A 23,915-nucleotide genomic window follows, 5' to 3' on the forward strand; every position below is an offset into this window, starting at 1 on the left:
AAGAATAATAGGGTGAAAGGCAAGAAATAGGTATCATTTTGATGCCTATTTTTGCTTTTTATTGACTTGTCTTATTTTTAACTAGTATCTATAATTGAAATGACTAGTTCATATGAATGAATCCTTAAGGAGTTGAAAGTATAAATGTCGCTGACAGCAGGAATCGTTGGTCTTCCTAATGTGGGAAAATCGACATTATTTAATGCGATTACTCAAGCTGGTGCTGAAGCAGCAAATTATCCCTTTGCTACAATTGATCCGAACGTTGGGATTGTTGAAGTACCTGATGATCGCTTAAATAAACTAACAGAATTGGTGAAACCGAAAAAAACAGTACCTACTGCATTTGAATTTACAGATATTGCAGGAATTGTCAAAGGGGCGAGTAAGGGAGAAGGTTTGGGAAATCAATTCTTATCCCATATTCGTCAGGTTGATGCTATTTGCCAAGTTGTGCGTTGTTTTGAAGATGAAAATATTACTCATGTGTCTGGAAAAGTAGATCCGATTGATGATATTGAAATTATTAATTTGGAACTTATTTTGGCAGACTTGGAAACAATTAACAAAAGGTTTGATCGGGTTGAAAAATTAGCTAAGCAAAAAGATAAAGAAGCAATAATTGAGTATGATGCATTAGTTAAGCTTAAACAAGGACTTGAAGAAGAGGACAAGCCGGCACGTGCCATTGAATTCAATGAAGAAGAGGAGAAAGTGGTAAAAGGATTACACTTGCTAACGAGTAAACCTATTCTTTATGTTGCGAATGTAAGTGAAGATGACGTGGCGAGCCCTGAATCAAATGAGCATGTAAAAAAAGTAGAAGATTATGCGAGCAAGGAAGAGGCAGAAGTCATCGTAGTCTGTGCAAAAATCGAAGAAGAAATTTCTGAACTTGATGCTGACGAAAAGGATATGTTCCTAGAAGAACTAGGCATATCGGAATCTGGTCTAGATAAATTAATTAAAGCATCCTATCATCTATTAGGCCTAGGAACTTACTTTACAGCTGGTGAGCAAGAGGTAAGGGCATGGACGTTTAAAAAAGGTATGAAGGCTCCACAAGCAGCGGGAATTATTCATACCGATTTTGAAAAAGGCTTTATTCGTGCAGAAACAGTATCGTATGACGACCTCCTATCAGCAGGTTCAATGGCCGGAGCAAGAGAAAATGGAAGAGTCCGACTCGAAGGAAAAGAATATATCGTCAAAGATGGCGACGTTATTCACTTCCGTTTTAACGTTTAATCGTTAATAAGCGTAGAAAAAGGATCACTCGAATACTTGTTATTTAATAAAAGATTTGGTATAATTAATCGTCGTTGTGAGTAATTAAAAAATATTACTCCTTGCTCCATAGAAAAGCGAAAGAGACCGTTTAACGACGTACGAACTGCGCCCCGCCAAGCGGGGTGGGTCAATGTTGATGCGCAAAGCATCGGTTTTAATTGACCATACCTTCTGACTAGATAAAGGAAACACAGTGAGTGTAAGCGAACTGATGTTGACTTATCGCACGGAGGTGAAGGAAGTTACGCTAGTCGTTGGTCACTTGAGCTAGACACACAAAAAGCGAATGTGTCCAGTTTAATCGTAACTCGGATAATCCAGTTTATAAATGGAGCCGCTAAGACCAAAAGGAGGTGTAACGGATGAGAAAATACGAAATCATGTATATCATCCGCCCAGACATTGAAGAAGAAGCTCAGACAAGTTTGATTGAGCGTTTCAACAAGATTTTGACTGATAATGGGGCGGAGATTGACAAAGTTGATGAAATGGGCAAACGTCGTTTTGCTTATGAAATCAATAATTACCGTGATGGATTTTATATTGTCATTAAGTTCAGTGGAGACGCAAATGCAGTAGATGAATTTGACCGTCAAGCTAAATTCTCTGATGACATTGTTCGTCATATCGTTGTTCGAGAAGATGATCAATAAAAAGGGGTGGTTCTGATGTTAAATCGTGTCGTACTTGTTGGCAGATTAACGAGGGATCCTGATTTACGCTATACACCAAATGGAGTGGCAGTAGCTAACTTTACTCTTGCTGTCAATCGACCATTTTCCAATCAACAAGGCAATCGAGATGCAGATTTTATTAACTGCGTTGTTTGGCGCAGACAGGCAGAAAACCTAGCTAACTTTATGAAAAAGGGAAGCCAGGTTGGCGTCGATGGAAGACTTCAAACTCGAACCTTTGAAGGTCAAGATGGAAAAACTGTCTTCGTTACAGAAGTAGTGGCAGACAGTGTTCAATTTTTAGAGTCAAAAGGTACATCACAAAGTCGTGGTGGAGGACAAGACTCATATTCACCAGGATTCCAGCAAAATCAGAATCAATACCAACAACAAAATCAAAGCCAAAACCAAAACAAAAACCAAGGCAGCTCCAATCCATTTGAAAATGATGGAGAGCCAATTGATATATCAGATGATGATTTACCGTTTTAGACCATGTTATCCGCTGATTAGCAGATAGCAGTAATTCAGATAGGTAAGATCTTAAGTAAGGAGGAATAAAAATGGCAGGTCGTCGCGGACGTGGAAGACGTCGTAAAGTGTGCTATTTCACAGCAAATGGAATTACACATATTGACTATAAAGATGTTGATTTGTTAAGACGTTTTGTTTCAGAGCGTGGGAAAATTCTCCCTCGTCGTGTAACTGGAACTTCTGCAAAATATCAACGTAAATTAACTAAAGCTATCAAACGTGCTCGTCAAATGGCATTACTTCCATTTGTTGCAGAGTAATAAAACTTAAATAATAAAAGGGCCTTCACATAGTTATTTAACCTATGAGAAGGCCCTTTATTTTACTGTTTATTACGTCTACGTCGTTTTGGATAAATAGTAATTACTTTCACTAGAAAAGCCAAGGCATAGATAAAAATAAACCATAAAAATTGGTCATTGACAGTTTTAAAAAAGGATAGAATCATATAAATGAGAAAAGGTATTGTTGTTAGGTAGGCAGACATTTTCCAAAGAAGTGAAAAACGTAACTTGCGGTGTAAAAACTTTGCAATCCAAGTCCCTATATAAGCGACTATACTCAACAATAGAAAAACAATCATCGTTAAAGGTAAATACGAAAAAATAAAGAAATAAATCAAGAGAAAAACGATATTTAAGTTTGCTGTTGGTCCAGTCGTACTCATGATTTGATGAATTAATGTCGGTAAAGATATGAAAAATAATAAAATGAACATATAGATAACGGTTATATCCATACCTGTACGATTTAATTTAAACATAGCTTGTTTGCTTGGAAGTTTTAAACTTTGCAGAAATGTTCTCCAAAATATCATAGTTTTCATCCTTAAAGTAGTAATGATGTAATGTTTACATCTATTATAACGGAAAAAGATTAAAACATATATTGGAATGACAGTCACATGAAATGGGGCAATAAATTTTGTGTGCAAACGAGATCAGAAATAGCAGTCTTTAAGTGTAGTAAGCTAAAATTGAAAAATAAAAAGCAAAAGGGGAATTATTAAATCTTCCCACTTTGGTTGGTTCCTGTCCGCGTAGGTAACATAAACATGATAGCACGTTCCATTCCTGCTTCAAATGTATCAAACACAAAGGTTCTAGTATTTTTTCACTGGCTTCCTATACCAAATTGACCTATTATCGTGTTATCATATTGTAATAGACCTTAAAAATATAAACTAGGAGTATTAACTGATATATAACATACAGTCATCTATGAATGAAAGAGGTGTTACGTTTGAATGAATAGGTCGAAGTTAGTTTCTGAAGGGGCTGTTTATACAGCTGTATATATTGCAATTCTGTTACTTTCATTTATTCCAGTTATAAATGCGATTGCGATATTTCTAATGCCATTGCCATTTATTGTATTTACGTCTAGACATGGGTGGAAGCCAGCATTATTGATGACCCTGGCATCTTTCTTAATAGCCTTTATTTTTACCAACTTAGCGGCTATTCCATTTACTTTACTTGCTGCTTTAGGTGGGATTGTGATTGGTAATGCCATTCATAACAAACGCTCTGCCTATGAAACATGGGCGCAAGGTACTGCTGCCATAGCGGTAGCTTTAGTGTTAATACTTCTAATCATCCAATCAGTTTTTGATATTAATTTTTCTGCTCTGATTAATGAACAAACGGGAAATGCTGTTCAGCAATTCGAAAAAGTTATTGAGCAATTTGATATGGGTGAAGAAATGACGGATCAGCTTGCTTTAGTGAAAGAGCAGATGGGATTAGTGATGAATCTGCTCCCATTAGCTATAGTCATGTCATCACTTATTCATGCATTTATTAGTCAATGGCTTTCTTATAAAGTCATCAATCGTATTGAGCAAAAGGAATTTCATTTTCCACCATTTCGTAAATTGACTTTTCCAACAGCCATTCTTTGGGTATATTTAATTACTATGCTAATAACATTAACCCAGCCTGATCCAGAAGGTGCGTTCTTCATTGTTGTTCAAAATATCATGTTGCTAGCTAGTATATTAATTTTAATACAAGGGGTTTCGTTTATATTTTATTTCTTATATATTAAGAAATTATCTCCAGCGTTCTCAATAATTGGTGTTGTTCTTCTGCTCTTTTTTGCACCGATTGTTTTTCCTTTAGTACGTATTTTGGGTATAATTGATATTGGTTTTAAAATGAGAGAAAGAATGTCAAACAACAATCAAAAATAGGGTATAGTAATTCAATTAAATATTTTATTGAAAAATGGGGGATAAAGGGTTCTACCTTCATATCGCTTGAACGTTCAAGTTTGATTTGAGTAGGAGCTGAAATAAAATGCCAAATCTGCAAAAAAAACCAACACTGAGCAGGCATTTATGGATAATTTATTTATTATCTATCATCCTGTTAGGTGTTATATGGTACTACCAATGGATACTAGGGATATTGATGACCTTATTTATGGCCGTGTCCTTTTATTATAGTATCCGAACTGAAAAAACAATCATTGATGAGACGGAAAGATATATTACTACGCTGTCTCATCGACTGAAAAAAGTCGGTGAAGAAGCTTTATTAGAGATGCCTATTGGAATCATATTATTCAGTGAGGATTACCATATAGAATGGACTAATACTTATATGGGGAAATTCTCTGAAGGTGAATCATTGATAGGTAAACCGCTTGATCATATTTCCGATGATCTTATTCCGATTGTCAATGAAGACAAGACAGATGCCTGGATTGAACTAGATGGTTATAATTTCCAAGTAACACATAAAAATGAGGAACGATTATTATATTTATTTGATCGTACTGAGCAAAAGAAAATCGAAACGCTGTATCAAAATGATCGCACGGTATTATTCATTATATATCTAGATAACTATGAAGAAATTACGCAAAACATGGATGATACAGCGAAGAGTCATTTAAATTCCGAGGTGACTTCTGTACTAAATAACTGGGCACAAGAATGTGGGATTTATTTGAAACGTACATCTCAGGATCGGTTTTTGGCAATAGGAAATAATGAAATACTCAATGAATTGGAAAAAGCAAAGTTCGCCATCCTTGACTATGTTCGTCAACTGCACGGCGAAAAGAACAATCCAGTGACACTTAGCATCGGTGTAGGTTACGGCGAAGTTGATTTACCTATGCTTGGTGAATTAGCACAATCTAGTCTTGATCTTGCTCTTGGCCGTGGTGGTGACCAAGTAACTATAAAAGATGAAGAAGGCCGTGTCCGTTTTTATGGAGGTAAAACAAATCCAATGGAAAAACGGACTCGAGTAAGGGCACGGGTTATATCACATGCGTTGAAAGAACTTATTAAAACAAGTGATAATGTTATTATCATGGGACATAAGGCGCCTGATATGGATGCATTTGGTTCTGCAATAGGAATTTTAAAGATTGCGCAAGCCAACGATGTTGATGGATATATTGTTTTTGATCCTGACGATATTGATACTGGGGTTTTTCGATTAGTTGATGCGATTAAAAAAGACGAAAATTTATGGGCACACTTTATTGATCCTGAAGAAGCGGAAGATAAAATCACAAAACGTAGCCTCGTCGTTATAGTCGATACCAATAAACCATCAATGGTTGCAGATGAAGAGTTGTTAAACAAAGCAGAGTACAAAGTCGTCATCGACCATCACAGACGTGGAGAGGACTTTATTCAGAATCCTACACTCGTTTATATGGAACCTTACGCTTCTTCAACAGCTGAACTTGTGACAGAGTTAATCGAATATCAACCTAAAGTAGAAAAGTTAAGTACATTAGAAGCTACAGCTCTTTTAGCTGGGATTACTGTTGATACTAAGAACTTCACTCTTCGGACCGGATCGCGAACCTTTGATGCAGCTTCTTTCCTAAGAAGTCGTGGAGCTGATACAGTAAAAGTACAAGAATTTTTAAAAGAAGATATCGACCTGTATATAAGAAAGAGTAAGCTGATAGAAGGTGTAGAATTATATCGTGACCATATTGCCATTGCAGCAGCTGAACCAGGCGATGTATTTGGCACGGTATTAATTGCCCAGACGGCTGATACGTTGTTGATGATGGACCGAGTTGAAGCATCTTTCGTTATCTCTGAACGAGAAGATGGAGGTATTCGTATAAGTGCTAGGTCTCTTGGCGCATTGAATGTTCAAGTAATTATGGAGCAAATGCATGGTGGTGGGCATCTGACAAATGCAGCTACACAAATTAATGAAATGTCTATCGCGGAGGCAAAGGATTGGTTAAAAGAAGTTATTGATAATTATTACGAGGGGAGCGACTAATCATGAAAGTTATTTTTCTAAAAGATGTTAAAGGCCAAGGTAAAAAAGGTGAAGTTAAGGATGTTTCAGTAGGTTATGCACGAAATTACTTATTGAAAAATAACCTAGCTATCGAAGCAACAGCAGGTAATTTAAAAGCATTAGAAGTGAAAAAGAAAAAAAATGAACAGGAAGAACAACAAGAAAAAGAAGAAGCTATTGATTTAAAAAATAAATTAGCAGATCTTACTGTTGAGTTGAAAGCTAAAGCAGGTGAAGGTGGTCGACTTTTCGGTTCAATTACAAATAAACAAATCGCAGAGGAATTAAAAAAAGAATATGGATACAAAATTGACCGTCGGAAAATTGAACTTGATCAACCTATTAGAGCATTAGGCTATACGACAGTACCTGTTAAACTTCATCCAGAGGTTTCTGGTAGTGTGAAAGTCCATGTATCTGAAAAATAAATTCAAAAAGGTTAGTAGAAAAGCACCTTTAAAAAAAGGAGGTCAGCATGGCAATGAATGAAGGATGGAATGATCGCACACCACCACATAATATAGAAGCAGAGCAAGCCATCATTGGTGCAATCTTTCTAGAGCCAGAGGCCTTTTCGACAGCATCTGAGTTATTGATGCCCGAAGACTTTTACAGAGCAGGTCACCAACGCATATTCGAAGCCATGTTGAAGTTGGCTGATCGTGGTGAAGCTATTGATGTGGTAACTGTAACCTCTGCACTGCAAGACAGTAAACTCCTTGAAGAAGTTGGGGGTGTCAGTTATCTGACAGAAGTCGCAGGAAGTGTTCCTACGGCTGCTAATATAGGCTATTATAGTAAGATTGTTGAAGAAAAAGCCTTACTCCGCCGTCTTATTCGGACAGCTACCGATATTGTCACTGACACTTTTTCTAGAGAAGATGCAGTAGAAGACGTGCTCAATGAAGCAGAAAAAGGCATCCTAGAAGTGTCCGGTCGTAAAAACAGTGGGGCATTTAAATCAATTAAAGATGTTCTTATTGAAGTTTATGACAATATTGAACAGCTACATCAAAATAAAGAAGACGTCACAGGAATTCCAACTGGTTTTAGAGATTTAGATCGAATCACATCTGGATTCCAGCGCAATGATTTAATCATCGTAGCGGCTCGTCCTTCCGTTGGTAAAACAGCTTTCGCTCTAAACGTAGCGCAAAATGTTGCAGTCAATACCGATGAAAACGTGGCGATATTCAGCTTAGAGATGGGGGCAGAACAGCTCGTCCAACGTATGCTCTGTGCTGAAGGAAATATTGACTCCCAGCGTCTTCGGACAGGAACATTGATTGATGAAGACTGGAGTAAGTTGACAATGGCTATGGGATCCTTGTCAAATGCCGGAATATATATTGACGATACGCCTGGTATTCGCGTTAGTGAAATCCGCTCGAAATGTCGACGACTGAAACAGGAAAACGGTCTTGGCATGATTTTAATTGATTATTTACAGCTCATTCAAGGAAGTGTCAACTCTAAGGAAAACAGACAACAAGAAGTATCCGAGATTTCTAGATCCTTAAAAGGTTTAGCTCGTGAATTGAATGTGCCGTTAATTGCACTTTCCCAGTTATCTCGTGGTGTTGAGCAAAGACAAGATAAACGTCCGATGATGTCCGATTTACGTGAATCCGGAAGTATCGAGCAAGATGCTGATATTGTAGGTTTCTTATACCGTGATGACTATTATGACCAAGAATCTGAGAAACAGAATATCATAGAAATTATCATCTCCAAGCAACGTAACGGTCCGGTTGGAACAGTCGAACTCGCTTTTGTAAAAGAATACAACAAGTTCGTCGACTTAGATCATAGGTACGACACAAGTGATGTCCCGCCAGAACCGATGCAAGTATAATAGATTTGACCAATTACCGAATAATTAGGATTATATATATCCTGGTTATTCGGTTTTTTAGACTTTATAGTTTAAGTCGTCCCCCCTAAGGCAGAAAAAATAGCTTAGGGGTAACGCATTCTCTTTTCTCGTGCCCCCTAAGGTAGGAAAAGTGAGCTTAGGGGTAACGCATTCACTCTTCCCGTATCTCCTAAAGTAGAAAAAGAAGATTAGAGGGCATACAGACATTTAGTGAGACTCATCTAAAGCTAGACAGTCTTCGGTCCTCTAGCACTCCCTTTACAAAGTATAAAACACGAACAATAACGAATAATATAATTAAATCATTCGTAATAATCTTGACTGATAACATTATTATTGATAAAATACTCATGTAATTGATTAAAACACAAAAATTGTTATATAAAACGTGGAGGTGCACTATGTCCTCAGTAGTAGTAGTTGGAACACAGTGGGGCGATGAAGGAAAAGGAAAGATTACAGATTTTTTATCACAGGATGCAGAAGTCGTTGCTCGTTATCAAGGTGGTAATAATGCCGGTCATACAATTGTTTTTGATGATACAACGTATAAACTTCACTTAATCCCGTCTGGAATCTTTTTTAAAGAAAAAACGTCCGTGCTCGGAAATGGTATGGTAATCGATCCGAAAGCGTTTATGGAAGAATTGGCCTATCTTAAAGAACATAACATCAATACCGATAATTTACGTGTTAGCAACCGTGCTCATATTATTTTACCGTATCATTTAAAATTAGATATTCTCCAAGAAGAAGAAAAAGGTATTAATAAAATCGGAACTACGAAAAAAGGCATCGGTCCTGCTTATATGGATAAGGCAGCTCGCATGGGAATTCGTGTGGCAGATCTCCTCGATCGAGATACATTTAAGGCAAAATTGGAACAAAATTTAATTGAAAAAAATCGTTTATTTGAAAAAGTATATGAAGTTGAACCTACCAAGGTTGAAGATATTCTTGATGAGTATTATGAATATGGTCAGCAAATGAAACAATATGTTTGTGATACATCTGTTGTTTTAAATGATGCGCTTGATGCTGGACGCAGAGTGTTATTTGAAGGGGCACAAGGTGTTATGCTTGATATTGACCAAGGAACTTATCCATTCGTTACCTCGTCTAACCCAGTGGTTGGAGGCGTAACGATTGGTTCAGGTGTTGGTCCATCAAAGATTAAACATGTTGTTGGTGTCACAAAGGCATATACCACACGAGTTGGAGACGGTCCGTTTCCAACAGAACTAGACGATGAGGTTGGTAACCAAATTCGTGAAGTTGGTCGTGAATACGGTACAACAACAGGCAGACCGCGTCGTGTTGGTTGGTTTGATAGTGTCGTTGTGAGACATGCTAGAAGGGTTAGTGGTATTACAGACCTTTCGCTTAACTGCTTAGATGTCTTAACAGGCATTGAAACATTAAAAATATGTACGGCTTATAAATATAGAGGGGAGATTCTAGAAGAATTCCCAGCAAGTCTAGATGTGCTGGCTGAGTGTGAGCCAATTTATGAGGAAATGCCTGGATGGACAGAAGATATCACCCAAGTTAAAAGTTTACACGAACTTCCTGAAAATGCACGTCATTATTTAGAACGTGTTTCCCAATTGACAGAAGTTCCTCTATCCATATTTTCTGTTGGTCCAGATAGAACCCAGACTATTATCGTAAGGAATGTTTATCGAAATTAAAATAACTTAAAAAGGCTATCACCAGAAATCATCTAGTGGTAGCCTTTTTTTGTAGTTTAGCGTACTATAACATTAAAACTTCTGTGGATAACTATACACTAAAATTTGACCACGTCCAGCTCAAGCACCTAGCAACTACCAAGCTTCGAATACCTTCCTACGATAAGTCGAACTCGAATCGCTCCGCTCTTCGGTTCTCCTTTATCTCGTCAGGTTTTCTCCAGCTTTTGTTACGTCTAGCTTCAACACCCAGCAACTAGCAGGCAAGTTTTCGCATTAAAAAACTTGCGAGACTTTCTTCACCTCATGATACGATAAGCCAACATCGGCTCAAGACAATAAGGAGGGCCGACTAATTTCAGCCTTTGCGGCTAACGGGCATACCCCTTTTGCAGGGGCTTGTTTCCTTTATCTCCTTCGCCCCCGTCCAGTCCGTACGTTGCTAATCGGGCGTTTGCACTTTTGTTTCAAAAACAACTGGTTTTTATTAACATTACTTCAAGTCAAAAACTAACCTGCATTAAAAGACTTTTACGTTAAAATACGATAAAATGGATAAAGGGCACTAAATTAGTGACCTGCTTTTGTATATAAATATCGTTAAAACAAAATAAACAATCAAACAATGGTATAATAGGTAATTAAGAATAAAATTGTAAACATGATAAAATATATTGAAACTAGAATTGAAATTTAAAGACGTTTCATACTTAAACTATACATTTAAAAGGTTTTAGAATATATAAGGGGTGTTAAATAAATGGCACAAAAAATATTAGTTGTAGATGATGAACAACCGATTGCAGATATATTAAAATTCAACTTAGAAAAAGAAGGCTATGAGGTCGTATGCGCTTATGATGGTGATGAGGCAGTTGAGTTGGCGCAAGATGAGGAACCGGATTTAATACTGCTCGACATTATGTTACCTAATAAAGACGGGAATGAAGTTTGCCGTGAGATTAGAAAGACGCAAACGATGCCGATTATTATGTTAACGGCGAAAGACGATGAGATTGATAAAGTACTTGGACTTGAACTTGGAGCGGATGATTATGTGACAAAGCCGTTTAGTAATCGAGAAGTTGTCGCGCGCGTAAAGGCTAATTTACGTCGTCAACAGCAAGTTCCAGATGACACGGTCAAAGCTACAAAAGACATCGTCATTGGCTCACTTGTTATCCATCCAGATGCTTACACTGTTTCAAGAGACGGAGCGGAAATTGAGTTGACCCACCGTGAATTTGAATTACTACATTATTTAGCCCGTCATATCGGACAAGTGATGACACGTGAACATTTATTAGAAACAGTCTGGGGCTATGATTATTTTGGGGATGTTCGTACAGTTGATGTCACTGTTCGTCGCTTAAGGGAAAAAATTGAGGAGAATCCAAGTAACCCGATGTGGATTGTTACCCGTCGTGGTGTTGGATATTATTTACGTAATCCAGAGCAGGAGTAGGTTTTATGCATAAAGTTGGCTTTTTCCGTTCGATACAATTAAAGTTTATTGTTATTTATATCCTTCTAATACTTGTTGCTGTTCAAGTGATTGGTTCTTATTTTGTTTCGAAACTTGAAGGTGAATTGCTCGATAATTTTTTAGAGTCGGTCGAGGATCGAATTGATTTATTAGGATATAACTTAGAACAAGCATTTAATCGAGATAGGTCCGAAGATGGGGAGGAGGAACTCACTCTACAGGAAGAAGTCCAACAGATTGTTGAGGGTGTTGATACGGATGATATTGTTCGCTTACAAGTTGTCAATAGCCAGGGGCGTGTCCTTGGTACCAACGATTATTCTAACACAGAAATAATAGGAAAAAAGACAACAGAAGATGCAATTTTAAAAGCTCTTTTACTGGATATATCACCGGATAAAACACTTTATGATCCAGAAGGAGATAATCGAGTTTTTGTTAAAACAGTGTCTCTTTATGATAAAAACGATGAAAATAATATTATTGGTGTTATTTATTATGAAGCCTCTTTAGAAGGTGTTTACGGCCAAGTACAAAATATAAACGAAATCTTTTTTAGAGGATCTATCCTGGCCATGGTTGTTTCGGCTATTTTAGGTATTCTTGTTGCTAGAACTATCACTAAGCCGATTAAAGAAATGCGTAGGCAAGCAAAAACGATGGCGAGAGGCGACTTCTCACAGAAAGTAAACGTATATAGCACAGATGAAATTGGACAACTTGCTGTCACGTTCAATGATATGAATGACCGTCTCAGACTGTCATACGCGAGAAATGAAAGAGAACAGAGAAGATTGAGTTCAGTCCTTAAAAATATGTCTGATGGTGTCATTGCAACCGATTCTAAGGGTACGGTCACGTTGATGAATGATGCAGCCGGACATTTAGTTGGCCAAAATCCTGATGACGTGATGGGAGAGCTTATTTTAGATGTTCTTCATTTAGATGAAAAAGTCGTCGATGTCACTGAGTTGAAAGATAGCGGCTCGATGATTATTGACTTTAGTGAAGATGATTATGTTTATCTATTGCGGGCTAACTTTTCAACTGTTATGAACGAAGATGAACAAATTACAGGATTTATAACTGTGATTAGTGATGTAACTGAACAAGAACAATTGGAAAGAGAGCGTCGTGAATTTGTATCCAATGTATCACATGAATTAAGAACGCCTCTAACTACGATGCGTAGTTATGTTGAAACATTAACGGAAGGGGCTTGGCAGGATAAAGAATTAGCACCCAAGTTTTTAGAAGTGACGCAAAATGAAACAGATCGCATGATTCGCATGGTTAATGATTTATTGCAACTTTCAAGAATGGATCAAAAAGACTATTCATTGCAAAGAGAGCGTGTTGAATTTGTTCAATTCTTAAACGGGATTATCGATCGATTTGAAATGAACGTGCCTGAGCAAATTACCCTTTTACGGGAGATCCCTAATGAGTCCTTCTCTGTTTGGATAGATAAAGATAAAATGACCCAAGTATTGGATAATATTATTTCCAATGCCATTAAATATTCCCCTGAAGGTGGAAAGATTACTTTTAAAGTGACTAGACGGAACCACCAAATGCTTGTCAGTATTGCGGATGAAGGAATGGGTATTCCATATGATCGGTTGGATAAAATTTTTGAACGCTTTTATCGGGCAGATAAGGCACGAACGAGAAAGCTTGGCGGAACAGGGCTTGGATTAGCTATCACTAAAGAATTAGTAGAGGCTCACCATGGGACTATATGGGCAAGAAGTAGAGAAGGTAAAGGGACAACAATTTTCTTTACACTTCCGCTGATGAGTCGGATGCGGAGGAGATCTAAATGAATTTTGAGCTGATAAAATCCTACATTTTAACTGTTTTAATTTTAATAAGCCTCTTGTTAACATTCAGCTTATGGAATTATAAACCAAATTATGAGCGTGTGTTTGATACCAATTATGTCGATGAAGTCAACCTTGGTGGTACAGTTAAAAAGAGGACTGACGTGGTTAAACCAGAATCGATTATATTTAAGAAAAACGATAATTACTTTAGCTTTGATAATCCAGCTGATAAAAACGACTTTTATGAAGAAATGCAATCATGGGTGATGTATGATTTTAGGGATGGTGAAGCGAATAACCCTCCCCAACATAATTATCAAGTTGAAATTATTTTTCCAGACGCCATTTCTTTAGATATTTTACCGAGTTTATTTGATATGGATAAAGAGGCAGGTGATTTGCCGGAATGGTCCTTTAAACGTATGTATATTACATTGAACCAAGATGAATCGACTTTGAAAATCCATTTTCTTTCTATAGATGGTCGTTATAAAGCACAAGCAGAAGTGAATAATGCAGCAAAAGAAGCATGGGTAAAAAATCATCTTGATAATCTTGAAGGTATGATGGAATACATACCACTTACTCAAAGCGATACACCTGTTTATATACAAAAAGGTTCTTCGGTAATGCCTAGACATTCAGCTACAATTAACACTATAGATCCAGTTTCACTAGTGAATATCCTATTTACTGATCCGTCTGCTGTAAAAAGAAATGTTGTTGAAGATGAAACATTTTATACAGATGGCCAAAGGCAAATGCATATTTACCATAATCGTAAGCTGATGGAATATGTTAATCCTTATCAAGGTTATGAACGCATGTCACCGAATGATTTACTTGAACAGAGTATAGATGACATCAATGATTATAACGGATGGACTGATTCTTATAATTTACAAGAAATTGATCCCATTCAAAACCGAATTGTTTATCAAATGTATTACAAAGACTATCCGGTTTTTAATAATAATGACTTAGCTACTATTCAGCAAGAATGGCATGACCAGGATCGTATCAGGTATAAACGTCCATTGTTCAGCATTAATGATCCACTTGGTGGCGATGAAGTTGAATTACCACCAGGTACCACTGTGAAAAGTTTCTTAAAAAAAGAATCCAACTATAATATAGAAGATATTGAGAATGTCAAAGTAGGTTATCGTCTATCTTTTCAGGATTCCAGTTTTCCTACACTTAATCTAGAGCCAAGTTGGTATATAAAATATAAAGATAGATGGCAAGAGCTTAATATGGATGAAGATAAAATATTTAATGAAGAGGTGAGCTGAGGATGCAATGGAATCAAATAAAAACGCTTTTTATCCTCTGCTTCCTAATTCTAAATATTTATTTACTATACCTACTGCTTGATAAACAAAAAGAGGCAGATATAGGTGTTATTGAGCGTGAAGACGCAACCTTAGAAGAACAACTGGAATCTGAGGACATCACTTATGAAGATTTACCAGAAGCTGAAGGCAAAGAGGCTTTCTTATCTGTTAAACAGAAGAAATTTGATAGTGATGATAAAGATAAGTTAGATGACTTCAGTAATCAGGAATCTGTTATCCTCGATGAAAACTTTATTATCAGTGAATTTAAAGAGCCAATTAAAATACCAAAAGACGCGACATCAAGCACATTATCAGGTCTTGTTAAAGGCGATATGTTATATGCAGATGAGTATAAACTCTGGACATGGAATAAGGACTTTAATGTCCTAGTCTTTTTCCAAGAAAAAAATGACCGGCCGATCTACTTTAATCAGAATGGCATTGTCCTAGTCTTTTTAAATGAAGACAATGAGGCCGTTTCCTATATACAGACAATGCTTGGAGATACGGAAGAAGCGGAAGACAAGAAAACCCTTATCCAACCCATTAAAGCAATTGAAACGTTATACTTGACGAATCAACTTAATTCAGGTGAAAAAGTTACGGATACGGAAATGGGTTATCATACGAGAGTTCCGTTGGCTGATGGAATACAAGTTTTTGTACCTACTTGGAGAATGAATGTGGATCAAGAGCGTAATTACTTTATTAACGCGATTGAGGGTTTTATATTTTCTGGTAATGATGCTGAATTCCTGAAAGAAACATTTGAGACATTCAGTGGATCCATTCATTCTGCCTCAATAAAAGATAAAGAGTTTAAGAAAGAAATATTAGAGCAACTCTCTAATAGGATTGATGATAATGGGAGTGAGGAGTAAGATGACATTACGTTTTAGTGTCTTAGCATCCGGGAGTACAGGTAATGCTTTTTATATTGAATCAAACGAGCAGCGTATTCTCGTTGATGCAGGATTGAGTGGCAAGCAGATGGACAGATTATTTAGCGAGATTAACATTGATCCTTCTCGCTTAACAGGTATTTTGGTCACTCATGAGCATAGTGACCATATAAAAGGGCTAGGCATTATCGCCAGAAAATATAATTTGCCGATTTACGCTAATGCCCGTACATGGAAAGCAATGGAAGGTTCAATTGGAAAACTGACACTTGATCAGAAATTCCATTTTGAAACAGGTGAAGTTAAAACGTTTGGCGATCTTGATATTGAGTCATTCGGTGTCTCACATGACGCAGTTGAGCCGATGTTTTTCTCATTTAATAAAGGTGATCAAAAGGTAGCTCTCGTCACCGATCTAGGCTATGTATCCGAACGCATTAAAAAGACAGTTGAAGGTGCGGATGCCTATATATTCGAGGCTAATCATGATGTTGAAATGCTTCGAATGGGACGTTATCCTTGGAGTGTAAAACGGCGTATTCTAGGTGATTCTGGGCATGTGTCCAACGAAGACTCTGGTCTTGCTCTTTCAGATATTATAAGTAATAAGACAAAGCGAGTTTATTTGGCTCATTTAAGCCAAGACAATAACATGAAGGATTTAGCCCGGATGTCAGTAGACAACGTCTTAAAAGAACGTGGGATTTCATTAGAGCTTCATGATACCGACCCCAATTCACCAACACCAATTTATGAGGTAGGCTAAAATCCTGACAAATTTTTAATACTTCATTTAGTTTGGGTAACAATAGATATATAAGCAAGATATAACTTTACACATAAGATTAAGGTGACTGCTAACATAGATGATTAATTAATAACTGTCGCTCATAAACTATAAAGTGAACGGATGTCACCTGACTTTGACAGTAAAAAGGGGTATTAACGCTTAATATCTTAATGAAAGTTAAAGGGGTTGATGAGATGGATTATGGAGATGGCAATCAGTATCCACCAGAACCTGAACGGAGAAAAAGAGGTAACTGGCTTCTACCTATTCTACTCGGAGTTATTATTGGAATACTTCTTGTCGTAGTAGCTATGCCTGCACTATTAGACACGGGCTTTATGGAAGAATCTAAAGAAGGACAAGAGACGCCAATTCAATCAAATAAGAATTCCAATCAGAACGATGTACCAGAAGGTGTTATTAATGTGGATATTAATACACAACTGACAGAAATCGTTGAAAAGGTTTCTCCAGCGGTTGTTGGTGTGACAAATATTCAATTGGAATCAGATTTCTGGGAACAAGATGGTGGCAGTGAAGTGGGTACTGGATCCGGTGTTATTTATAAGAAGGATAAGGACTATGCCTATGTTGTAACTAACCATCATGTTGTCGAAGGCGCCGATGAAGTAGAAATCGTATTATATGATGATGAGTATGTCGACGCTGAGCTGCTTGGTAGTGATTTATTTTCTGACTTAGCGGTATTGAGAATTGATGCGAAAGAAGCCGATAAAGTGATTGAGATGGGTTCGTCAGATAAAGTAAAAGTCGGTGAACCAGCAATCGCTATTGGGAATCCTCTTGGTCATATGTTTGCGGGCTCTGTGACACAAGGCATTATCAGTGGAACGCAGCGTACAATTCCAATGGATTTCAACCAAGATGGCAGAGCAGACTGGCAAGCTGAAGTCATTCAAACAGACGCAGCGATTAACCCAGGTAACAGTGGAGGAGCACTCATTAACATGGATGGCTTATTGATTGGAATCAATTCCATGAAGATTAATGAAGCAGCGGTTGAAGGTATTGGCTTTTCCATTCCTATTGATACAGCCGGGCCGATTATCAATGAATTGGAGACAGAAGGAGAAGTGACACGGGCTTATTTAGGCGTTGAAATTTATTCCTTAGAAGAAGTACCACAAGCCGAATGGGAAAAAACATTAAAACTACCTAATAAAGTTGAAGGTGGGGTCTATGTTTGGAGCGTTGAGCCAATGTCACCAGCTGATAAAGCAGGGCTTAAAAGGCTAGATGTCATCACGGAACTTGATGGTAAAGAAGTAATGGATATGATCGATCTTCGAAAAATCCTTTACGAGGAAAAAGAAGTTGGTGACAAAGTCGATGTCGTTTATTATCGAGATGGAGAGAGTCACAAAACAACTGTTGAATTAGGCGTTCAAGATTAACAAAACTTGAGATTAAAAGAGAGAAGCAAATTAAAAGATGATTTCTGAACAAGACAGAAATCATCTTTTTTATTTAAAATAAAATGGTGTTTTCTCAATTAAAGGGTGACTTTCGACAATATTATTATTAACGAGTTATACATAATGTTGTTCACAAAGTTAGGAAAGTAGTCCACACAAATCAATTTTCATCCACAAACAGTGGATAACTATCTTAATAACTCTATATTTTGAGTAAAAATAAAATAGGAACACAAGATAGTTGCGAACACTTGTGCATATGTGGATAACTTTGTGGATAATAAGGTTGGGATGCTTGGCTAAAAAAAGAAGTTATCTATATTAATTATTATATAATAAATTTAACCTAAAATAGTTGTCGATTTCTGTATGAGGTGTTGAATTTAAGTGTCATATATATTGTGGAAAGATTAAAATAGAACCTTCTTGTTGCTATTTATGTAGATTATCCATATAATTTCTATATTCAAATGAGAAAAATGTGGAAGATTGTTTTGCACCAAACAATTTTTATTTCACTTGGATTATTATATTAAAGATATACAGATAGAAGGAAGTGTGACTATTGATTAAACGTTTTTTCTCTTACTATAAACCACATAAACGCCTATTTATTGTAGACTTTACAAGTGCTGTTATTGTGGCGTTATTAGAATTAGCTTTTCCAGTAGCAGTACAATGGTTTATTGATGATCTTTTACCAGGGAATAACTGGGATGCAATTATTACAGTTGGTGTGCTGCTTTTATTTATTTACTTATTAAGTACTGCGTTACAATATGTTGTTACTTATTGGGGGCATAAGCTCGGTGTAAATATAGAAACAGATATGCGCCAAGATTTGTTTCACCATGTGCAAAAACAGTCTTTTCGTTTTTTTGATAACACAAAGACAGGGCATATAATGAGTCGGATTACCAATGATCTTTTTGAAATTGGCGAACTCGCTCACCACGGGCCAGAGGACTTTTTTATTGCCATTATGACGTTTATTGGTGCGTTCTGGCTCATGTTTAATATCAATTTCCAGCTCTCGTTGATTATTTTAATTATTGTCCCGATTTTAATTTGGTTAATTGCTTATAGTAATATTCGAATGAATAAAGCATGGAAATCGATGTATGAAGAAATTGCTGATGTTAATGGTCGCGTAGAGGATGCGGTCTCAGGTGTCCGAGTTGTACAATCTTTCACTAATGAAAAGTTTGAAATGAATCGTTTCACCAAAGATAACTACAAATTCCGAACAGCGAAACTTGGTGCTTATAAAGTCATGGCGTTTGTTCAGTCAAGCATTTATATGATGATGCGTTTGATGGTGTTAATTGTTCTTGTCGTCGGTGCGTATTTGTCCTATAATGGCTTGCTCACATACGGTGAGTTAGTTGCATTTATTTTATACGTTAACGTGTTATTTAAACCAGTTGAAAAAATTAGTACCTTGCTAGAACTTTACCCTAAAGGCATGGCCGGCTTTAAACGTTTTACGGACATGCTGGATATCTCACCGGACGTAGTGAACAAAAAGAACGCAAAAAACGTCACATCGCTCAAAGGTTTCATTGCGTTTGATAAAGTCACCTTTGGCTATGAAAAAACTCAAGAGCCTGTTTTAAAGACGATGTCATTCATGATCAATGCTGGTGAAACAGTCGCACTTGTTGGTCCATCTGGTGCAGGAAAAACGACAATATCATCTCTCATTCCACGTTTTTATGATGTTGAGAGCGGCCAAATCACTATAGATGGTATTGATGTTCGAGACATGACCAAAGAATCGTTACGCAATCAAATTGGTATTGTGCAACAAGATGTATTCTTGTTTACCGGAACCTTACGTGAAAATATTGCTTACGGGAAACTCGATGCCACAGATGAAGAAATTGAACTAGCAGCAAAACGAGCCCATATGACAGATTTCATTAAAGAATTACCAGATGGATATGAAACACAAGTCGGTGAGCGTGGTTTAAAACTTTCCGGGGGACAAAAACAACGAATTGCAATTGCGCGTATGTTCTTGAAGAATCCTCCAATCTTAATACTTGACGAAGCAACGTCAGCACTTGATACGGAAACGGAAATGATTATACAACAAGCTTTATCGGAACTGTCAAAAGACCGGACAACGATTGTCATTGCGCATCGGTTAGCCACTATTAAAAATGCCGATCGAATCATGGTCGTCACAAAAAGTGGTATCGAAGAATCAGGCACACATGAAGAATTGCTTGAGCAAAATGGCATATTTGCAAAATTGCATTCAGTTCAGATGAGGTAAAAGACTGTGTACTTGAAAGGGTTCTTAACCCCTGTGGCCGACGAAACAATAAACATTTAAGCTCAACGTAAAATACCATCCCCGAACGAAATTTCGAATCCTATTTAAGAATATCGAAATATCGTTCGGGTTTTTAATCTATGAGTTACTTATGCCATTCTTTTTGAGTCTATGGAAATTGTTCCTTTGATGTAGTGAACAAATTCGACCCACTATGTTCTCTGTAGCTTGATTAAGTTTTATAATAATAAAGGTGAAAAAAAAGGAAGATTGCCGAATTCTTTATGGTGTTCATAGAAGAGATAATTTACAAGAATGGATGGAATATTGCTTGGACTTTTCTTAGCTATTTGTTTGCTTATGGAGTAGTCTATTTATATTATAAAATAAGTTATAAATTAATGTCCGGTTAAAAAGGGGCGGAATTTGAATCTAGGTTCAAGAGCATCTAGTTGAAGATGACTATGTCATTCTGGGGGAGATGATAATGGTGCTAGATAGTTTGTATATAATCCTGGTAATTGCCTTTATTTTATCCATTCCAATTATAATTAGAAAGAGAAACAAAGGTGTTACAGGAATTAAAAGTGCGTTAACTTCAATCTGTTTATTATTGATGGTCTTAATAAATATCTTGTCATATTGGTTTGACTTTATGGGATTATTGAGTTCGTCTATTAGCTTGATACTATTAATTTTAGCCGCTTACTGCACACGGTACATACCTTCAGAGGGTGCGAGCTAAGTATTTAACATTCCATAATCCCAATAGCATAATAAAACCTGGACCTTAAGTTAGTTAATTTTACATAAATACTATAGAAAATATTAAAATCACTAATTATGGACAATTAGGGGGAAGTCAATATGTGGTATGAAACTAAAGTAACACGGACTCTGAATATTAAGTATCCTATTATACAGGCAGGCATGGCTGGAGGGGTTACAACACCTGAATTGGTAGCTAGTGTCTCTAATAGTGGTTCTCTTGGAAATATAGGTGCTGGCTATATGAGTGCTGAACAACTCAAGGTAAACATTGAGAAGGTTAAACAACTCACGGACAAGCCATTTGGAGTGAATTTGTTTATCCCAGAGAGTCCAGAGATATCCGAAAAAGAAATTAATAAAGCGAACGAATGGCTTCAACCTTTTCGGGAGGAATTGAACTTATCGGAAGTGTCGGAGGTGAAAAAGGCTAACGCTTTAATTTTTGAAGCACAGATAAAAGTTATTATTGAAGAAGAAGTTCCCGTTTGTAGTTTCACATTTGGACTCCCTTCGAAAGAAATAGTTGAACGATTAAAAAAGAAAAATATAGTTATAATTGGAACGGCAACAACAGTGAAAGAAGCGGTTGCCAATGAAGAAATTGGTATGGATATGGTGGTTGTGCAAGGGAGTGAAGCTGGAGGACATCGGGGAACATTTATGGGCTCTTTTGAAGACGCTATGATTGGAACAATGGCGTTCGTTCCGCAAACCGTAGATCATGTTAATATTCCAGTCATTGCAGCAGGTGGAATTATGGATGGCAGGGGTGTTTTATCAGCTATGATTTTGGGAGCGGAAGCCGTCCAGATGGGAACCGCTTTTGTCACGAGTTTGGAAAGTGGAGCAAAGGAACAACACAAAGAAGCGGTTTTGAGAAGTTTTGAAGATCAAACAGTTGTAACATCGACGTTTAGCGGTAAACCAGCAAGAGGCATCCGAAATAAATTCATTACTAAAATGGAAAGTCATGAGAAAGAAGTGCCGAAATATCCGATTCAAAATACATTAACACAATCTATACGTAAAGAAGCTGCCAAGCAAAATCGCCCCGAATGGATGTCTTTATGGTGTGGTCAAAATCCAAGATCAAGCAAACAGCAGTCTGTTAGTGAAATGATGTCAGAGATACTTTCTGAAATTGATAGCATTGTTATTGGAAAAATTAAAGAATGGTAAGTGCTATCAACATTATTCTTTACTAGCTTCATATAAGCTACTACCGCAACCTTGTCCTATATTGGATGAGGTTTTTTATTTGGAAGGATTTTTTAAATATTATTATTAAAGTTCAATCACAAGATAACATCATGAATAGACGAGTTAAGTCGTTTATTAAACTTGTTTAAATCCTAGGAAATCGAAGCACTTAAGTTATTTTGTGCACAGCTAACGCGTACTATATATAAATATTTATATATAATCATTTACTTATAAAAGGTTTTGTGATAAAGTTTTCTTAATATTAATTGGACTGGAGGAGGAAGATATGTTACTTCGAAAGAATGAAGCATTTAGGAATTTGTTTTTTGGACGTATATCAAGTGTGTTTGCTGATGCAATTATGTTTTTTTCATTGTTGAAATGGGTGGAACTTCAAACTGGTGATAGTGATTCGTTTACCTTCTTTTATATAGCTTTTTATATACCGGTTGCTTTTTTGACACTACCTGTTGGGGCATGGATAAGTAAAAAAGTTTTACAAAAGGTTATGGTATATTCAAACATGATTCAAGCGACGACAATAGTTTTATTCATAATTTTTATGCCATTTGTCGCTTATGAATGGATTTATGTCTTTCTTATTGCTTTGAGCATTATTGGTATATTTTTCGTTCCAGCCAACCAGTCACTTCTTCCTTATATTGTCGAGGAAGAAGACCGCCCCAAAGCCAATAGTTTGCTTCAGTTAGGTTTTACCATGGTGAAAATATTGGGACAGATCTTCACGGCTGTTGCAATAAAGATTGCAATTCCTCCTAACTTATTATTAATTTTCTCCGCAGTATTAATGGTAATATCAGTTTTGTTTATTAGGTTAATCAAACCCGCTGTCAGGGATACTTCTAATGAAGAAAAGGGGCAATGGAAGTTAATTAAAGAGGGAGTTTTGTATATTACAGGTCAGCCCATTTTACGAGCACTTTTTCTCTTTTTAACATTAGGGATGTTTATTGTCAGTTCTGTAGATTTACTTTTAATTCACTTTTTGACAGACTATCTATCTACGGGTGTGGAGAATTTAAGTTTCATCGGAACAGCCTCATTGATAGGTATAACTATTGGCGCCATGTTAACACCGAGATGGTATAAACAAACGGATGAAAAGAAATGGTTGATTTTACCCTTGTTTTTCATGCTGTCCTTGAGTATTGGTAGCCTTTATTTTATTACAAGCTGGTATTACATTCTTCCATTTTTCATGTTGCAAGGCATTGCGCTTGGCTGTTTTAATATTTCATTTGTTACCTATTTGCAGGAGATTGTATCAAGTTCACACTACACAAGGACTTTCAGTTTGTATTATATGCTGACGGGATCAATGGCGCTTCCTGGTGTCTTGTTAATGGGCGGATTATTAAGTAATATTGGTATTAGACAGACCATTATTGTGATGGCAAGTATCCTTGCTATTTTAGGAATCGCAGGAACTATATTCATTCCTGCACTAGGTAAGAAATCTATTAAGATATCAAGTGATTCTAAATCCATCTAAAAGGAGAGATTAC

Annotated in this window: 19 protein-coding genes; 18 read left to right on the plus strand and 1 reads right to left on the minus strand. The window is 36.7% G+C overall.

Annotated elements, in window-relative coordinates; translation table 11 throughout:
• Positions 1-144: 144 nt before the first annotated feature.
• The 4 genes from ychF to rpsR all read left to right on the plus strand — a co-directional run bounded on the left by ychF (position 145) and on the right by rpsR (position 2,758).
• Positions 145-1,248, plus strand: coding sequence for a redox-regulated ATPase YchF (gene ychF, locus KQI49_RS11685; protein ID WP_216489226.1), 1,104 nt, complete (start codon positions 145-147; stop codon positions 1,246-1,248).
• Between the two features lie 404 nt (positions 1,249-1,652).
• Complete coding sequence (rpsF, locus tag KQI49_RS11690) at positions 1,653-1,943, plus strand: 30S ribosomal protein S6 (protein ID WP_216489228.1); 291 nt, start codon at positions 1,653-1,655, stop codon at positions 1,941-1,943.
• A 15-nt stretch (positions 1,944-1,958) separates the two neighbouring features.
• Positions 1,959-2,456: a single-stranded DNA-binding protein gene (ssb, locus tag KQI49_RS11695; protein WP_216489230.1), complete on the plus strand. Its 498-nt coding sequence runs from the start codon at positions 1,959-1,961 to the stop codon at positions 2,454-2,456.
• A gap of 71 nt (positions 2,457-2,527) precedes the next feature.
• Entirely contained in the window at positions 2,528-2,758 is a 231-nt protein-coding gene (gene rpsR, locus KQI49_RS11700) for a 30S ribosomal protein S18 (RefSeq protein ID WP_216489237.1), read from the plus strand.
• Between the two features lie 62 nt (positions 2,759-2,820).
• Here the strand turns inward: rpsR and KQI49_RS11705 are convergent, their stop codons facing one another.
• Positions 2,821-3,315 (minus strand): DUF1189 family protein, encoded by a 495-nt coding sequence (locus KQI49_RS11705; protein ID WP_216489239.1) that lies wholly within the window; start codon positions 3,313-3,315, stop codon positions 2,821-2,823.
• A gap of 429 nt (positions 3,316-3,744) precedes the next feature.
• Here KQI49_RS11705 and KQI49_RS11710 point away from each other — a divergent pair, with 429 nt between their 5' ends.
• The 14 genes from KQI49_RS11710 to KQI49_RS11775 all read left to right on the plus strand — a co-directional run bounded on the left by KQI49_RS11710 (position 3,745) and on the right by KQI49_RS11775 (position 23,902).
• A complete protein-coding gene (locus KQI49_RS11710; protein ID WP_216489241.1) occupies positions 3,745-4,692 on the plus strand; it encodes a YybS family protein in 948 nt (315 codons plus the stop codon).
• A 106-nt stretch (positions 4,693-4,798) separates the two neighbouring features.
• Positions 4,799-6,766 carry a DHH family phosphoesterase gene (locus KQI49_RS11715; protein WP_216489243.1) on the plus strand — a complete coding sequence of 656 codons (1,968 nt, stop codon included), beginning with the start codon at positions 4,799-4,801 and terminating at the stop codon, positions 6,764-6,766.
• A gap of 2 nt (positions 6,767-6,768) precedes the next feature.
• On the plus strand, positions 6,769-7,215 hold the full coding sequence (rplI, locus tag KQI49_RS11720; RefSeq protein WP_216489245.1) for a 50S ribosomal protein L9: 447 nt from the start codon (positions 6,769-6,771) through the stop codon (positions 7,213-7,215).
• Positions 7,216-7,268: 53 nt separating this feature from the next.
• Positions 7,269-8,642 carry a replicative DNA helicase gene (dnaB, locus tag KQI49_RS11725; protein WP_216489329.1) on the plus strand — a complete coding sequence of 458 codons (1,374 nt, stop codon included), beginning with the start codon at positions 7,269-7,271 and terminating at the stop codon, positions 8,640-8,642.
• 422 nt (positions 8,643-9,064) lie between these two features.
• Entirely contained in the window at positions 9,065-10,354 is a 1,290-nt protein-coding gene (locus tag KQI49_RS11730; protein ID WP_216489247.1) for an adenylosuccinate synthase, read from the plus strand.
• A gap of 760 nt (positions 10,355-11,114) precedes the next feature.
• Complete coding sequence (yycF, locus tag KQI49_RS11735; protein WP_216489248.1) at positions 11,115-11,819, plus strand: response regulator YycF; 705 nt, start codon at positions 11,115-11,117, stop codon at positions 11,817-11,819.
• Positions 11,820-11,824: 5 nt separating this feature from the next.
• Entirely contained in the window at positions 11,825-13,666 is a 1,842-nt protein-coding gene (gene walK, locus KQI49_RS11740) for a cell wall metabolism sensor histidine kinase WalK (RefSeq protein ID WP_216489258.1), read from the plus strand.
• Entirely contained in the window at positions 13,663-14,961 is a 1,299-nt protein-coding gene (locus tag KQI49_RS11745) for a YycH family regulatory protein (RefSeq protein WP_216489260.1), read from the plus strand. The genes walK and KQI49_RS11745 overlap by 4 nt, the downstream gene beginning before the upstream one ends.
• A gap of 2 nt (positions 14,962-14,963) precedes the next feature.
• The gene (locus KQI49_RS11750) at positions 14,964-15,887 is read left to right on the plus strand and encodes a two-component system regulatory protein YycI (RefSeq protein WP_216489262.1); all 924 of its coding nucleotides are present in this window, start codon (positions 14,964-14,966) and stop codon (positions 15,885-15,887) included.
• Between the two features lies 1 nt (position 15,888).
• Positions 15,889-16,674 carry an MBL fold metallo-hydrolase gene (locus KQI49_RS11755; RefSeq protein ID WP_216489264.1) on the plus strand — a complete coding sequence of 262 codons (786 nt, stop codon included), beginning with the start codon at positions 15,889-15,891 and terminating at the stop codon, positions 16,672-16,674.
• A gap of 218 nt (positions 16,675-16,892) precedes the next feature.
• Positions 16,893-18,113, plus strand: a complete 1,221-nt coding sequence (locus KQI49_RS11760) for a S1C family serine protease (protein WP_216489266.1) — start codon at positions 16,893-16,895, stop codon at positions 18,111-18,113.
• Between the two features lie 586 nt (positions 18,114-18,699).
• Positions 18,700-20,415 (plus strand): ABC transporter ATP-binding protein, encoded by a 1,716-nt coding sequence (locus tag KQI49_RS11765; RefSeq protein WP_216489267.1) that lies wholly within the window; start codon positions 18,700-18,702, stop codon positions 20,413-20,415.
• Between the two features lie 867 nt (positions 20,416-21,282).
• Complete coding sequence (locus KQI49_RS11770) at positions 21,283-22,365, plus strand: NAD(P)H-dependent flavin oxidoreductase (RefSeq protein WP_216489269.1); 1,083 nt, start codon at positions 21,283-21,285, stop codon at positions 22,363-22,365.
• A gap of 310 nt (positions 22,366-22,675) precedes the next feature.
• A complete protein-coding gene (locus KQI49_RS11775; RefSeq protein WP_216489271.1) occupies positions 22,676-23,902 on the plus strand; it encodes an MFS transporter in 1,227 nt (408 codons plus the stop codon).
• Positions 23,903-23,915 lie beyond the last annotated feature (13 nt).

It is taken from the genome of Virgibacillus sp. MSJ-26 (genome assembly GCF_018918075.1).
Taxonomy (GTDB): Bacteria; Bacillota; Bacilli; order Bacillales; family Amphibacillaceae; genus MSJ-26.

Excerpts from the sequence above, each read along its gene's own strand:
- ychF (WP_216489226.1), top strand. The coding sequence starts at position 145 with ATGTCGCTGACAGCAGGAATCGTTGGTCTTCCTAATGTGGGAAAATCG.
- rpsF (WP_216489228.1), top strand. The coding sequence starts at position 1,653 with ATGAGAAAATACGAAATCATGTATATCATCCGCCCAGACATTGAAGAA.
- ssb (WP_216489230.1), top strand. The coding sequence starts at position 1,959 with ATGTTAAATCGTGTCGTACTTGTTGGCAGATTAACGAGGGATCCTGAT.
- rpsR (WP_216489237.1), top strand. The coding sequence starts at position 2,528 with ATGGCAGGTCGTCGCGGACGTGGAAGACGTCGTAAAGTGTGCTATTTC.
- KQI49_RS11705 (WP_216489239.1), bottom strand. The coding sequence starts at position 3,315 with ATGATATTTTGGAGAACATTTCTGCAAAGTTTAAAACTTCCAAGCAAA.
- KQI49_RS11710 (WP_216489241.1), top strand. The coding sequence starts at position 3,745 with ATGAATAGGTCGAAGTTAGTTTCTGAAGGGGCTGTTTATACAGCTGTA.
- KQI49_RS11715 (WP_216489243.1), top strand. The coding sequence starts at position 4,799 with ATGCCAAATCTGCAAAAAAAACCAACACTGAGCAGGCATTTATGGATA.
- rplI (WP_216489245.1), top strand. The coding sequence starts at position 6,769 with ATGAAAGTTATTTTTCTAAAAGATGTTAAAGGCCAAGGTAAAAAAGGT.
- dnaB (WP_216489329.1), top strand. The coding sequence starts at position 7,269 with ATGAATGAAGGATGGAATGATCGCACACCACCACATAATATAGAAGCA.
- KQI49_RS11730 (WP_216489247.1), top strand. The coding sequence starts at position 9,065 with ATGTCCTCAGTAGTAGTAGTTGGAACACAGTGGGGCGATGAAGGAAAA.
- yycF (WP_216489248.1), top strand. The coding sequence starts at position 11,115 with ATGGCACAAAAAATATTAGTTGTAGATGATGAACAACCGATTGCAGAT.
- walK (WP_216489258.1), top strand. The coding sequence starts at position 11,825 with ATGCATAAAGTTGGCTTTTTCCGTTCGATACAATTAAAGTTTATTGTT.
- KQI49_RS11745 (WP_216489260.1), top strand. The coding sequence starts at position 13,663 with ATGAATTTTGAGCTGATAAAATCCTACATTTTAACTGTTTTAATTTTA.
- KQI49_RS11750 (WP_216489262.1), top strand. The coding sequence starts at position 14,964 with ATGCAATGGAATCAAATAAAAACGCTTTTTATCCTCTGCTTCCTAATT.
- KQI49_RS11755 (WP_216489264.1), top strand. The coding sequence starts at position 15,889 with ATGACATTACGTTTTAGTGTCTTAGCATCCGGGAGTACAGGTAATGCT.
- KQI49_RS11760 (WP_216489266.1), top strand. The coding sequence starts at position 16,893 with ATGGATTATGGAGATGGCAATCAGTATCCACCAGAACCTGAACGGAGA.
- KQI49_RS11770 (WP_216489269.1), top strand. The coding sequence starts at position 21,283 with ATGTGGTATGAAACTAAAGTAACACGGACTCTGAATATTAAGTATCCT.
- KQI49_RS11775 (WP_216489271.1), top strand. The coding sequence starts at position 22,676 with ATGTTACTTCGAAAGAATGAAGCATTTAGGAATTTGTTTTTTGGACGT.